Source organism: Mesorhizobium tianshanense, assembly GCF_007830515.1.
GTDB classification, from domain to species: Bacteria; Pseudomonadota; Alphaproteobacteria; order Rhizobiales; family Rhizobiaceae; genus Mesorhizobium; species Mesorhizobium tianshanense.
The window spans coordinates 146,259-160,395 of the sequence record NZ_VLKT01000007.1; the positions used below are offsets into that span (position 1 = coordinate 146,259).

The window sequence follows — 14,137 nt, forward strand, 5'->3', positions numbered from 1 at the left end:
GACGCATTTGGCCGCGTGTGACCTTTGGGGGGCGGCATGAGAATATTGGTGCTCGGAGCCGGTGTCGTCGGCACGGCGGCCGCCTATTATCTGGCCGGCGATGGCCACGAGGTCACGGTGATCGAGCGCCATCCGGCAGCGGCGCGCGGCACCAGCCGGTCGAATGCCGGCCTGGTGTCGCCCGGCGACGCCACCGCCTGGGCCTCGCCTGCCGCATTGCGGACATTCCTGCGCGCGCTCTATAACCACGATCTCGGCATCAAGGTGCGGCTGCGCTTCGATCCTTATTTCTTCGCCTGGAGCCTGCGCTTCCTGCGCCAGTGCACGCATGCGCGCCTGCGCGCCAACACCGACATCAAGCTGCGCCTGGCGCTCTACTCGCGCGACTGCATCAACGCCATCTCCGCCGACACCGGCATTCACTATGACGAGCGCAAGAAAGGCATTCTCTATTTCTTCCGCTCGCAGCAGAGTCTTGATACCGGCACCGACAATTACCGCTATCTCGCTGAGCACGGTCTGCCGATCGAGATCGTCGGCCGCGATCGGCTGGTCGAGCTCGAGCCCGGCCTTGCCGGGGCGAAGGACAAAATAGCCGGCGGCGTCTATTCGCCGATCGACCAGACCGGCGACTCCAGCCAATTCACCCGGAACCTCGCTGCCCATGCGGCCGAGAAGCTCGGTGTCCGCTTTCTCTACGACACATCAGTTGAAGGCCTCGACATCGAAGGCGACCGGGTGCGCGCGGTGATGACCTCGGCCGGCCCGATAGCCGGTGATGCCGTGGTCATCTCGATAGGGCCGGAAAGCGGCCTGCTCGGTCGCCGCTATGGCATCGACCTGCCGGTCTATCCGGTCAAGGGCTACACCGCGACCGTGCCGCTGGAGGACGAAAGCAAGGGCCCGACCATGGGCGGCGCCGACGAGGATCAGCTGATCGCCTATTCCAGGCTCGGCAACCGGCTGCGGCTCGCCTCGACCGCCGAGTTCACCGGCTTCGACCGCACCCACAAGCCGAGCGATTTCGCCGCCATGTTTAGGACCGGCAAGGAACTTTTCCCGGGTGCCTTCGACGAGAAGAAGGCCGAGCTTTGGGCCGGCTTAAGGCCGATGATGCCGAACTCGGTGCCGGTCATCGGCCGGGCGCGGTACAAAAACCTCTATCTCGACACCGGCCATGGTCATGTCGGCTGGACCATGGCCTGCGGTTCGGGAAAATTCCTGGCCGATCTGGTCGCCGGCCGCAAGCCGGACATCGATCCGCAAGGACTGGTCTACAGGGGCTAAAATGTCGGGACCGCAAGTCGCCATCGACCTTGGCCGTATCGAGCGCAATGCGCGCACGATCGTCGAGCGCTGCGCCCTGTCAGGCATCAAGGTCTTCGGCGTCACCAAGGGCACCTGCGGCATGCCGCAAGTGGCGCGCGCCATGCTGCGCGGCGGCGTCGCCGGCATCGCCGAATCGCGCTTCGAAAACATCCGCCGGCTGCGCGACAGCGGCATCACCGCGCCGATCATGCTGCTGCGCAGCCCGCCGATGGCGCGCATCGAGGAGGTGGTACGCACCGTCGACATCAGCCTGCAGTCCGAACTCGCCACCATCCGCGAGCTATCGCGCATCGCCGAACGCATGGGCCGCGTCCACGACATCATGCTGATGATCGATCTCGGCGATCTCAGGGAAGGCATCTGGCCGAACGATCTCGTGCCCACGGTCGAGCAGATCCTGGCACTCAAGGGCGTGCGCATCGCCGGCATAGGCACCAATCTCGGCTGCTTCGGCGCCATCATGCCGACGGAAGAGAATCTCGGGCAACTCCTCGCCCATGCCTACAAGACCGAGCGGCTCTCCGGCAAAAGCCTCGACTGGATCTCGGGCGGAGCCTCGTCGTCGCTGACGCTGCTGCTCGAAGGCAGGCTGCCTGCCGGCATCAACAATCTGCGCGTCGGCGAGGCGATCCTGCAGGGTGGCGTCGAAACTTTCCGTGAGACGCCGTGGGCCGAACTCGAACCCGACGCCTGCCGGCTGACCAGCGAACTCATCGAGGTCAAGCTCAAGCCGTCGCGACCGATCGGCCAATCCGGCTACGACGCTTTCGGCAACCAGCCGGTGTTTCCAGACCAGGGCGACAGGCTGCGCGCCATCGCCAATATCGGCCGCGAGGACGTGCTGGTCGAAGGGCTCACTCCGATCGCCAAGGGCGTTCGCGTGCTCGGCGCTTCCAGCGACCACTTGCTGCTCGACGTGCATGACGCCGATCCGCCGCCCGCCGTCGGCGACCGCGTCGCCTTCCGCATGAGCTATGGCGCCATGCTGCTGGCGATGACCTCGGAATATGTCGAAAAGGCCCCGATGCACGACGTCGAGGACTTTTCCGGTCGCAAGATGGTGTCGATATCGGCCGAACCGGCGGCCGCCGGCATCCTCGCCAGGGAAGCGACCGGCGCGCGGCTGGAGGCGATGAATTTCGATGTCGTCGAACTGGCCGATATCGAACGGCCACCGTCCGGCTTGATCCGGCTCGCCGCCGGGAGCGACCGGCGCATCGCCCACAAGGCCCTGACAGCGACCGCGCGGGCGACGCACTCCTTCGGCCTGATCTGGATCGATTCCATCGCAGCACTCATGCCGGAAGGCGAAGACAGCATCGACCTGCCGGAGCGTTCGGTGCTGGCGCGTGCGCTTGGCCTCGACCACAAGCCCGGTGCCTTGCTGCCGCAGCTGTCGCCGGAAAACGTCGTCATCGTCGGGTTGCGCCATGCCGATCCAGCCGAGGCCCGGGTGCTGAAGGATTCGCGCGTCTCCGCCTTCACCATGGCCGATATCGACGCCATGGGCATGCGCGACCTCATGCACGAGGCGATCCGCATCGCCACCTCCGGCACGCAAGGCTTCCATGTCAGCTATTCCCCTGATGTCACCGAATTCGCCGGCTGGGCGGCCGGGTCCGGCGGTCTCACCGTGCGCGAAACGCATCAGGCGATGGAGGCGATCGCACTATCGGGTCGGCTGTTGTCGATGGACGTCTCCGGGTTGACGTCCGATCTCGAACCGCGGTTGGCGGCCGAAACGGTGAATTTCGTCATGTCGGCTTTCGGCAAGCGGATTCTCTAAGCATGATCCCGAAAAGTGGACACCGGTTTTCGGAAAAGATCATGCTCAAGAAATGTCAGCTCTGCGCCTCGACCGCCGCGCGCCATGAGCGCGCACAATCCGCCCAGGCTGGATCAGCCGGTGGCTCGATCCTTTCGCCTTTGCCCAGGACCATTCTTTGGTCCGACGCCAGCAAGGCAGCGCCGATGCTGGTGCCGGTCGCGGCCTCGGACGCAATGACGGCACGCGTCGTGGCCGCTGCGAGCATCTGCGTGAAAAGCGGGTTGCGGGCGAACGGGCCCTCGACGATGGCAGGGCCGTCGGCACCGATCAGATCGAGGCAGGTTGCCGTCATCAGCGCCAGGTAGAAAGAGATGGCGGCAAAGCGCTGGCCATTGCTGATCCCGTCGGCGTTGAGCCATGCGGCCGCATGATGCGGAAACGGCCCCGAACCCTGTTGGGTCGAAGGCAGCAGCAGGGCTGTCCTGGCGAACACCGCCTCGACATCCTGTGCTGCCCAGTCTTCCGATTGGCCTTCCGTCAGCAGCGAAAACTCGCGGCCGCCCATGAAGCGCGCCGACGGCACCGGATAGCCGAGCGCGTTGACATTGACCAGCGTGTCGCGCGCCGGGTCGAGTGGGACCTTGTTGCCGCCGACCGCCATCGACACCACCCAGGTGCCGGTCGAGACGACGGCGAAAGGCGGCGCGTCGGACAGGAGATGCGGCAGCAGCGAGGCGTTGGAATCGTGCAGGCCGCACAATACTGGCGTCTGCGGATCGAGCCCGGTTCGCATGGCAAGGGCTGGCAGGATTGGGCCGAGGCGGTCCTTCGCCGGCCGCACCGGCGCCATCAGCCGGCGCCATTGCATCCTGTCGACCAGTGACGAGAAATTCGCCTTCCACGGGTTCCACAGATCAGTGTGGCAGCCGAGCGAGGTCACTTCGTTGGCGGCGACGCCGGTCAGGCGCAGCGCCCAGTATTGCGGGTACATAAGGATCGCGGCGGCCTTGGCGAAATCCGTCGGGAACCGCTTCTGCTGCCAGAAGAGCTGTGCGCCGAGGTTGAGGCCAACCGGCAGGCGCGGCGTGCCCGTCTCGGTGAAGGCCGGACGGATCGCGTCATAGTCCTGGGCAAAGGCGTCAGGCCCGTCGAATTCATAGTCGAGCACCGGCAGCGCCAGTTCGCCGGCGGCGTCCACCAGCACGCCTGTCGCGCCATGCGTGGTGATCGATATCGCATCGATGCGCTGCCTCTGGTTGATCCCGGCGAGGCTGTCGAGGATGAAGGTCCATAGAAGCTCGACATCATGGTGTGGGTAGCAGCCGTCGGCAACGGGCGCGTTCGCAACGCGGCGCAGCGTGACTTCGCGCATATCGGCGAGATCGACCAGCGCGACCTTGGCGTTGGTCTTGCCGATATCGATGACGGCGACGTGGCGGGTCATTCCATATGGAACATTGTTTCCAGCGGCACCGCCACCGGCTCATTGTTAGGCTTCGTTTCCATGACGTCGGCCATCTCGGCCCACCAGCACTGCATCACCGGGTGCTTCGGCAATTCGTCCATGCCATGGCCGTCGCGCCGCCACAGCACGCCGAACAAGGTGTTGGTCTCCTCGTCGAGATGGATCGAATAGTCGGAAACGCCGGCCTGTTTGAGCAGCGCCACCAGCGACGGCCAGATGGCGTCGTGGCGCCTTTTGTATTCGGCCTTCATGCCGGGATTGAGCTTCATCTTGAACGCGTATTTCTCGGGCATCAGGTGAAGCGCTCCCGCCGCACGCGCCGCCACAGGATCGGCAGCGCGATGACGATGATCAGCAGCAGGCCGATGAAGATCGACATGACGATGCCGGGCACGTTGAGCAGGCCGAGGCCGAAGGTTACCAGCCCCATGATGAAGGCCGCCAGCACGACGCCCAGAATGCTGCCGGCACCGCCGAGAATGCTGACGCCGCCGAGCACCACCATGGTGATGACTTCGAGCTCGTAGCCTTGAGCGATCGACGGCCGGGTCGAGCCGAGCCGCGAGGTGATCAGCACCGAGGCGATGCCCGCCATTAGTCCGGTCAGGCAGAACAGGATGAATTTGATGCGGCCGACGCGCACGCCGGAAAATTGCGCGGCGACCGGATTGTTGCCGATGGCGAAGACGCGGCGGCCGAAGCTCGTCCGGTGCAGAAGGAACCAGTAGATGGCGGCCGCGACGAGGAAGAGCGCCAGTTCGAACGACACCACCCACCAGACATAGCCCTGGCCGAAGAAGGCGAAGCTCGGGGGATAGCCCTTGTAGGCCTGGTCGCCGAGGATGATGAAGGCGATGCCGCGAAACAGGCTCATCGTGCCGATGGTGACGACGATCGACGGCAATCCCAGCCTGGTGACGAGCAGCCCGTTGAAGGCGCCGCAGCCCAGCCCGACCAGGATGCCGATCGCCACCAGCACCGGCGTGCCGGCGCCGGCCTGCACCGCCATGCCCATCACCGTCGAAGCCAGCGCAATGATTGCGGCGACCGACAGGTCGATCTCGCCGGAAATGATCAGCAGCGCCATGGCGAGCGCGATCAGCGCCTTTTCGGTGAAGTTGAAGGTCAGGTCCGACAGCGACCACGCGTCGAGGAAATAGGGCGAGGCGAAACTGTTGACGGCAAAGATGGCGACCGCCACGGCAACCAGCAGCGCCTCCCATGAGAAGATCGCCGAGTTGAATGGCTTGTCGAGCCGGTCGGGAATGTGGCGTGGGGCAGGGGTGTCGGTCATGCCGCTTCCGCCTTTTTGAGGATGATGCGGCCCTGCCGGCGTTCGCCGCGCGCATTGAGCACCACCGCCAGGATGATGGCGCTGCCCGAAATCGCCATCTGCCAGAACGGCGAGATGTTGATGACCGGCAATGCGTTGGAGATGATGCCGAGGAAGAGCGCGCCGAGCACTGCGCCGCCGACCGAGCCGATGCCACCGGCGATCGAGATGCCGCCGATGACGCAGGCGGCGATGATGTTGAGCTCGTAGCCATTGGCGACCTCGACCGAGGCGATGACGTAGCGCGAGATCCAGAGATAGCCGCAGAGACCGGCAGCCATCCCCGAAATGCAAAAGACGATGAACTTGGTCCGGCCGACATCGATGCCGGCATAGACCGATGCCGTCGGGTTGACGCCGATGGCGTAGATCGAGCGGCCGAGTGCGGTGCGCGTCATCAACAGGAAGAACAGCGCGATGACCAGTATGGCAATCCACGACAGCACCGGGATGCCGAGGAACGCCGCGCGCTGCAGGCCGATGAAATCAGGGCTCATCTGGTCGGCATTGACCCAGGCGCCGCCGGATATGACGAAGGTGGCGCCGCGATAGATGGTGAGCGTGCCGAGTGTCACCACGATCGACGGGATGTTCAGCCGCCACACCAGCAGGCCGTTGATCGCGCCGAGCACCAGTCCGACCAGAAGCGCGATGACGATCAGCAACGGGATCGGGATTGCCGGATGTGCTGCGTTCAGCATCGCCACCACCATGCCGGTGAAGCAGAGGTTGGATGCCATCGACAGGTCGATCGAGCGGGTCAGGATCACCACCATCTGCCCCAGCGCCAGGATCATCAGGATCGAGGTGTCGTTGAACAGCTGGCGCAGATTGCCCGGGGCGGCAAAGCCCGGAAAGCGCATCGAGATCAGCCCGATCAGCACGACGATTGCCGCGAGCAGCCAGACTTCGCGATACTTGAGAAGAGCCTTCATGCCGCGATCCCCGCTGCCGTCCTGACCAGCGTTTCGGCGTCAAGCCCCTTGTTGTCGTAGACCGAGGCGATGCGGCCTTCGCGCATGACAACGACGCGGTCGGACATGCCGAGGATCTCGGGCAGTTCGGACGACACCATGATCACCGACAGGCCTTGCGCGACGAGCTCGGCCATGAAGCCATGCACGGCGGCTTTCGAGCCGATGTCGATGCCCTTGGTCGGCTCGTCGAGGATGATCACCTTTGGCGCGGTCGCCAGCCATTTGGCGATGACGATCTTCTGCTGGTTGCCGCCGGATAGCGTGCCGACGTCCTGGCTGAGCGAGGAGGCGCGCAAATCGAGCCGCTCGGTATAGGAACGGGCCAGCGCGAACTCCTCCGCCAGCCGCAGCATGCCTGACTTGGACGTGCGCTTGAGCGAAGGCAGCGAGATGTTCTGGAAGATCGGCAGGCCGATCACCACGCCTTGCTTGCCGCGTTCTTCGGGCACGTAGACGATGCCGGCGTCGATCGAATCCGCCGCCGATTTCGGCATGATCGCCTTGCCTTCCAGCGTGATCGTGCCGCTGCTGGTGCGGGTGATGCCTGATATCGCCTGCATCACTTCGCTGCGCCCGGCGCCGACAAGCCCGTAGAAGCCGAGGATTTCGCCTCTGTGCAACTCGAAGCCGATATCGTCGAACTCGGTCGGGTGCGACAGGCCGGAGACAGTAAGCACCGGCGCGCCGATCTCGGCCTTGCGCTGCGGAAAGATGTGATCGACGGCGCGGCCGACCATCATGCGCACGATCTGGCTCTGGCCGGCATCCTTGATCAGTCCCTCGCCGACCATCTCGCCATCGCGGAACACCGTGTAACGGTCGGCGATGCGGTAGATCTCGTCGAACTTGTGGCTGATGAAGAGGATCGCCTTGCCTTCGCTTTTCAGGAATTCGACCAGCAGGAAAAGCTCCTCGATCTCCTTCAGCGAAAGCGCCGCGGTCGGCTCGTCCATGATGACGATCTGCGCATCGATCGACATGGCGCGGGCGACGGCAACGAGGTGCTTGTTGGCGATGCCGAGATCCTTCAGCCGCGCGTCGGCGTCGATATGGCCGGCACGCATCGTGTCCAGCACCTCACGGGCTTGTTTGCGCATGGTGCGCCAGTCGATGGTGCCGAAGCGCGACCGCGGCGCATGGCCGAGAAAGATGTTCTCGGCCACTGTCAGGTCGTCGAACAGCACGGTTTCCTGATGGATGGCGGTGATGCCGTGCCCGAAAGCGGCATGTGCGCTGGGCAGTGTGACGGGCTGGCCATCTATGCTGATGGTGCCCGCGTCGGGCTGGTAGATACCGGTCATGATCTTGACCAGCGTCGACTTGCCGGCGCCGTTCTCGCCGACCAGCGCGGTCACCTGGCCGGGGTAGAGCGACAGGCTGACATCATGCAGCGCGCGCACGCCGGGAAAACTCTTCGAGATGCCGGACAGCGTCAGGCGCGGAGCCGGAGCCAAAGGCTGCTCAGTCGTCGGGTTGAGTTGGGCTGTCGTGTCCATAGTCGTATCAAGCCCTGAAGCAAGGTCCGTTTGAGGCCGCGGCGGGACCTCAGGTCCCGCCGCGCAAGGTTGAAGCTCCAGGATCAATAGATCTTGGAGAACTCTTCGATGTTGGTCTTGTCGAACTGGAAGGGCGGAGCCATCGCAGCCGAGTTGGTGTCGTCGAGCGTGATCTTGCCGACGCGGCCGATCGACAGCGTCGCGCCGGGCTTGGCTTCTTCCTTCTTCACCGCCAGGTCATGGGCGAGGTAGACGGCCGAGTAGCCGAGGTCGATCGGGTTCCACAGCGCAACGGCCTGGCTGGCGCCGTTGTCGATGAACTTCTTGAACTCGGACGGCAGCGCCAGGCCGGTGACGTTGACCTTGCCGATCAGGTTCTCGTCGGTCACCACCTGGGCGGCGGCAACGACGCCCACCGTGGTCGGTGCGATGATCGCCTTGAGGTTCGGATAGGATTTCAGCAGGCCCTTGGCCTCGTCGGTGCTCTTGGCCGAATCGTCATCGCCATAAACGGTGGCGACGAGTTTGATCTTCGGGAATTTCTCCGGCAGAACCTTCTTGGCCGCGTCGATCCAGGCATTCTGGTTGGTCGCGGTGGACGAAGCCGACAGGATGGCGACGTCGCCGCCTTCCGGCAGATAGTCGGCGGCAAGCTTGATGATGGTCTCGCCGATCAGATTGGTGTCGGACGGATTGAGGTGAAGCTGGCGGCCTTCCGGCGCGACGCCCGAATCCCACGAGATGACGGTGATGCCGCGATCCATCGCCTTCTTCAGCGCCGGAACCAGAGCATCGGCGTCATTGGCCGAAATGGCGATGGCGTTGACCTTCTGGGCGATCAGCGAATTGATCACTTCGATCTGCGCTTCGGCGGTGGCCTTGGTCGGGCCGGTGTAGATGATGTCGACATCGCCGAGTTCCTTGGCCGCCTCTTCGGCGCCCTTGTTGGCGGCGTCGAAGAAGCCGTTGCCGAGCGACTTGACCACCAGCGCGATCTTGACGTTCTCGGCATAGGCGGCATTCACGAACATGGCGGCCGACAACGCTGCCGTCACCATCAATTTCTTCAAAATGCTCATTCGAATATCCTCCCTTGAGCGTTGCATTCCATCGCCGCTGCGGCGTGAGTTCGTCTCAGGCCTGCAGCGAAGATTCTTCCTTATTGCCTAGCGTTGTGCGGGCGACGATCAGCGTCACACCAGCGGTCTCGAGCATCTTGGCCTCGCGATCCTCGATGCCATCGTCGGTGATGACCGTGGCGATGCGCGACAGACCGCACAGGATCAGGCTCGAGCGTTTGCGGAACTTCGACGAGTCGACCAGCACCACCAGCTCGTCGGCCTGGTCGATCAGTTTCTGCTCCGCCTGGATCAGCAGCGGATCGCCTTCCATCAGGCCCAACGGCCCGAGCCCCTGCGCGCCCATGAACATGCGGCGCGCATAGAAATTGCGTGTCACGTCGTTGTCGAAGGGCGACAGGATGATGTTCTGCTCGCGGTAGATGGTGCCGCCCGACAGCATGACCGTGTTCTTGGAATGCTTGAGCAGGTGCTCGGCGATCGGGAAGGAATTGGTGAAGATCGGCATGCGGCGGCCGGTCAAGAAATGCACCATCTGGAAGGTGGTGGTGCCGCCATTGACGATGATTGGCTCGCCATCCGTGCAGAGTTCCACGGCTTCCCGCGCGATCGCCCGCTTCTGCGAAGCGTTGATCGTCTCGTTGACGGAAAAGGGCCGGCCGGCAAGGCCGATGAACTGGGGTGGGGTGATCGCCTCGGCGCCGCCCCGCACGCGGCGCAAGCGCTTTTGCACATGCAAGGCGGCGATGTCGCGCCGGATCGTCGCCTCTGACGAGTCTGTCAGGTCGACCATTTCCTGCACCGTCACCACAGGCTTTTCCTGGACGGCGGACAAAATGATCCTGTGGCGCTCTTTCTCGTGCATGGTTCCTCCCTGCCTGCACATCTAGGCACCCAAAACGCGCAGTGTCAATCATTTCCGATCACATAATTTCATTGTGCAGCGCAATATGATCAGTATTGATCGTTTATGATTGACAATGCCCTCGCTTCCGTGGACAGTCGACCAAAATTGACCGCATTGTTTTGCGCGTCTCATCTCACGGGAGGATTACCCATGCTCGACAAGCGCTCCGGCACGCGCCTCGCCAATCTTTGGGATGAGGCAAAAGCCCAGGGGATGAGCGAGCCGGAACGTCTCGTCTATCGTTCGAATGTTCTTGGCTCCGACAAGCGCGTCACCAACTATGGCGGCGGCAACACCTCTTCCAAGATCTGGCAAAAGGATCCGCTCACCGGCGAGAGCGTGGAGGTGCTGTGGGTGAAAGGCTCGGGCGGTGACAGCGCCTCGATTAAAACAGACGGTTTCGCCACGCTCTACATGGACAAGCTGCGCGCGCTGAAGGGTCTCTATCGCGGCCTCGATCACGAGGACGAGATGGTCGGCTATCTGCCCCATTGCACATTTAATCTCAACCCACGCGCGGCCTCGATCGACACGCCGCTGCACGCCTTCGTGCCGAAGCCCTATGTCGACCACATGCATCCCGACGCCATCATCGCCATTGCCGCTGCCAAGGATTCCAAGGCGCTGACCAAGGAGATTTTTGGTGACACGATCGGCTGGCTGCCATGGAAGCGTCCGGGCTTCGAGCTCGGCCTGTGGCTCGAAAAATTCTGCGTTGAAAACCCTGAGGCCAAGGGTGTCGTGCTGGCAAGCCATGGCCTGTTCAGCTGGGGCGACACGCCGAAGGAATGCTACGAGACGACGATTTCGGTGATCAACCAGGCGATCGAGTGGTTCGAGCGCCGGTCCGAAGGTTTGCCGATTTTCGGCGGCGAGGCGGTCAAGTCGCTCGACGCGCCGGCGCGTCGAGCGGTGGCGGCGAAACTGATGCCAAGGATCCGCGGCCTGATTTCGGAGAAGAGCCACAAGCTCGGTCATTTCGACGATTCGCCCGCCGTGCTCGAATTCGTCAATTCGAAGGATTTGCGCCCGCTGGCAGCGCTCGGCACCTCCTGCCCCGACCATTTCCTGCGCACCAAGATCCGGCCGCTGGTCATCGAGTTCGATCCCGAGAATCCCGATGTCGATGCCGTCATTGCCCGTCTCGCCGACGACATTGCGGACTATCGCGTTGGCTATCAGGCGTATTACGACCGTTGCAAGCACGCGGATTCGCCTGATGTGCGCGATCCGAACGCCGTGGTCTATCTGATGCCCGGCGTCGGCATGTTCACCTTCGCCGGCGACAGGGCGACGGCGCGCATATCGGGCGAATTCTACGTCAACGCCATCAATGTCATGCGCGGCGCCTCGACGGTGTCGACCTATGTCGGCCTGCCCGAGCAGGAAGCCTTCGATATCGAGTACTGGCTGCTCGAGGAGGCAAAGCTGCAGCGGTTGCCGAAACCGAAAGCATTGGCCGGCCAGATCGCGCTGGTCACTGGCGGCGCCGGCGGCATCGGCCGGGCGACGGCCAACCGGCTGCTGCGCGAAGGCGCCTGCGTCGTGCTGGCCGACATCGACGAGACGGCCCTTGCCAGCGCCAATGACGAGCTTGCCAAAGCCTATGGCAAGGATTTCGTGCGGCCGGTGGTCATCAATGTCACCGCCGAGGACCAGGTGATATCAGGCTTCGCCGAGACGGCGGTCGAGTTCGGCGGCATCGACATCCTGGTGTCCAATGCCGGCCTGGCAACCTCGGCGCCGATCGAGGAAACCACGCTGGCGCTGTGGAACAAGAACATGGACATCCTGTCGACCGGCTATTTCCTGGTTTCGCGGGAAGCATTCCGGTTGTTCCGGGCGCAAAAGATCGGCGGCAACGTCGTCTTCGTCGCCTCCAAGAACGGTCTTGCCGCATCGCCCAATGCCGCAGCCTACTGCACGGCCAAGGCCGCCGAGATCCATCTGGCGCGCTGCCTGGCGCTGGAGGGCGCCGAGGCGCAAATCAGGGTCAATGTCGTCAATCCCGACGCCGTGCTGCGCGGCTCGAAGATCTGGGCCGGCGAGTGGAAGGAACAGCGCGCCGCCGCCTACAATATGTCGACCGACGATCTGGAAGAGCATTACCGTTCGCGCTCGATGCTGAAGCGTTCGGTGTTCCCCGAAGACATCGCCGAGGCGATCTATTTCTTCGCCTCCGACATGTCGGCCAAGTCGACCGGCAACATCGTCAATGTCGACGCGGGCAACGCCCAGAGTTTTACGCGATAATAGCTTGAAGGCGGCGCTGCCCCTCACCCTTACCCTCTCCCCGTAAGGACGGGGAGAGGGGGTCGCCAACGCCGGAACCCTTCTCCGTCACTATACGGGGAAAAGGTGCCGGCAGGCGGATGAGGGGCAGCGCCGACCGAACGCACTTGGGAGGAAACGCAGTGTCCGAAACCATCATCTCCACCGATGTCGTCCAGAAAGACAACGCCGCGCGCGAGGCCGACCTCACGCGCGATTACGACTCGCTCGGCGAGCGCCTCGACCGTCGCGGCATTGCCATCGACACTATTCGCGGCAAGGTCGAAAAATTCGCCGTAGCGATCCCGTCCTGGGGCGTCGGCACCGGCGGCACCCGCTTTGCCCGCTTTCCCGGCGCCGGTGAGCCGCGCGACATTTTTGACAAGATCGAGGATTGCGCCGTCATCCGGCAGCTGACGCAGGCCACACCCACCGTCTCGCTGCATATACCGTGGGACAAGGCCGACCCAAGCCGGCTGAAACAGGCGGCGTCGCGCTTCGGCCTCGGCTTCGACGCCATGAACTCCAACACCTTCTCCGACGCCAAGGACCAGACGCTTTCCTACAAGTTCGGCTCGCTGTCACATGCCGATGCCGCAACGCGCCGGCAGGCGATCGAGCACAATCTGGAATGCATCGAGATCGGCAGGACGCTGGGTTCCAAGGCGCTGACGGTGTGGATCGGCGACGGCTCGAATTTTCCCGGCCAGGTCAATTTCGCCAAGGCGTTCGAGCGCTATCTCGATGCGATGAAGGAGATCTACGCCGGACTGCCGGACGACTGGAAGCTGTTCACCGAGCACAAGATGTACGAGCCGGCCTTCTATTCGACCGTCGTGCAGGATTGGGGCACCAACTACATGATCGCCACCGAGCTCGGCGACAAGGCCTTCTGCCTGGTCGACCTCGGCCATCATGCGCCCAACGTCAACATCGAGATGATCGTGTCGCGGCTGATCCAGTTCAAGAAGCTCGGCGGCTTCCATTTCAACGATTCCAAATATGGCGACGACGACCTCGATGCCGGCTCGATCGATCCTTACCGGCTGTTCCTGGTCTTCAACGAACTGGTCGATGCGGAGCTTGCCGGTGCCGAAGGTTTCGATCCGGCCCACATGCTCGACCAGAGCCACAACGTCACCGATCCGATCGAAAGCTTGATGCTGTCGGCGGTCGAGGTGCAGCGCGCCTATGCGCAGGCGCTGCTGGTCGACCGCAGGGCGCTGGAAAGCTACCAGGACGCCAATGACGCCTTGATGGCGACGCAGGCGCTGAAAGCCGCCTATCGCACCGATGTCGAGCCGATCCTCGCCATGGCGCGGCTGAACACCGGCGGCGCCATAGATCCGGTCGCCGCCTACCGCGCCGCCGGCTACCGGGCCAAGGTCGCGGCGGAACGGCCGGCGGTTGCGAGCGGCGGCGGCGGGATCGTTTGATGTCGGCCTGAAACGAAAAACCCGCCTGAGGCGGGCCGTTGGCGCGAATTAGCACCATACCCAAATGCATAACTGA

The 14,137-nt window shown here is 63.5% G+C and carries 11 protein-coding genes; 4 read left to right on the top strand and 7 right to left on the bottom strand.

What is annotated here, in order from left to right; genetic code table 11:
- Positions 1-36: 36 nt before the first annotated feature.
- Positions 37-1,287, top strand: a complete 1,251-nt coding sequence (locus tag IQ26_RS07600; protein ID WP_145715464.1) for a D-amino acid dehydrogenase — start codon at positions 37-39, stop codon at positions 1,285-1,287.
- A gap of 1 nt (position 1,288) precedes the next feature.
- Positions 1,289-3,115, top strand: a complete 1,827-nt coding sequence (locus IQ26_RS07605) for an alanine racemase (RefSeq protein ID WP_145715468.1) — start codon at positions 1,289-1,291, stop codon at positions 3,113-3,115.
- Between the two features lie 55 nt (positions 3,116-3,170).
- Here the strand turns inward: IQ26_RS07605 and IQ26_RS07610 are convergent, their stop codons facing one another.
- The 7 genes from IQ26_RS07610 to IQ26_RS07640 all read right to left on the bottom strand — a co-directional run bounded on the left by IQ26_RS07610 (position 3,171) and on the right by IQ26_RS07640 (position 10,312).
- Complete coding sequence (locus IQ26_RS07610) at positions 3,171-4,541, bottom strand: FGGY-family carbohydrate kinase (RefSeq protein WP_145715470.1); 1,371 nt, start codon at positions 4,539-4,541, stop codon at positions 3,171-3,173.
- Positions 4,538-4,855, bottom strand: a complete 318-nt coding sequence (gene rhaM / locus IQ26_RS07615) for an L-rhamnose mutarotase (RefSeq protein WP_145715473.1) — start codon at positions 4,853-4,855, stop codon at positions 4,538-4,540. The genes IQ26_RS07610 and rhaM overlap by 4 nt, the downstream gene beginning before the upstream one ends.
- Positions 4,855-5,856, bottom strand: a complete 1,002-nt coding sequence (locus IQ26_RS07620; protein WP_145715475.1) for an ABC transporter permease — start codon at positions 5,854-5,856, stop codon at positions 4,855-4,857. The genes rhaM and IQ26_RS07620 overlap by 1 nt, the downstream gene beginning before the upstream one ends.
- Complete coding sequence (locus IQ26_RS07625; protein WP_145715477.1) at positions 5,853-6,830, bottom strand: ABC transporter permease; 978 nt, start codon at positions 6,828-6,830, stop codon at positions 5,853-5,855. The genes IQ26_RS07620 and IQ26_RS07625 overlap by 4 nt, the downstream gene beginning before the upstream one ends.
- Positions 6,827-8,368: a sugar ABC transporter ATP-binding protein gene (locus tag IQ26_RS07630; RefSeq protein ID WP_145715479.1), complete on the bottom strand. Its 1,542-nt coding sequence runs from the start codon at positions 8,366-8,368 to the stop codon at positions 6,827-6,829. The genes IQ26_RS07625 and IQ26_RS07630 overlap by 4 nt, the downstream gene beginning before the upstream one ends.
- 83 nt (positions 8,369-8,451) lie before the next feature.
- Positions 8,452-9,447: a rhamnose ABC transporter substrate-binding protein gene (gene rhaS, locus IQ26_RS07635; RefSeq protein ID WP_145715481.1), complete on the bottom strand. Its 996-nt coding sequence runs from the start codon at positions 9,445-9,447 to the stop codon at positions 8,452-8,454.
- Between the two features lie 55 nt (positions 9,448-9,502).
- Positions 9,503-10,312 carry a DeoR/GlpR family DNA-binding transcription regulator gene (locus IQ26_RS07640; protein ID WP_145715483.1) on the bottom strand — a complete coding sequence of 270 codons (810 nt, stop codon included), beginning with the start codon at positions 10,310-10,312 and terminating at the stop codon, positions 9,503-9,505.
- Between the two features lie 192 nt (positions 10,313-10,504).
- Here IQ26_RS07640 and IQ26_RS07645 point away from each other — a divergent pair, with 192 nt between their 5' ends.
- Both IQ26_RS07645 and rhaI read left to right on the top strand, forming a co-directional pair.
- The gene (locus IQ26_RS07645; RefSeq protein ID WP_145715485.1) at positions 10,505-12,607 is read left to right on the top strand and encodes a bifunctional rhamnulose-1-phosphate aldolase/short-chain dehydrogenase; all 2,103 of its coding nucleotides are present in this window, start codon (positions 10,505-10,507) and stop codon (positions 12,605-12,607) included.
- Between the two features lie 119 nt (positions 12,608-12,726).
- Positions 12,727-14,061: an L-rhamnose catabolism isomerase gene (rhaI, locus tag IQ26_RS07650; RefSeq protein WP_145715487.1), complete on the top strand. Its 1,335-nt coding sequence runs from the start codon at positions 12,727-12,729 to the stop codon at positions 14,059-14,061.
- Positions 14,062-14,137: the final 76 nt, after the last annotated feature.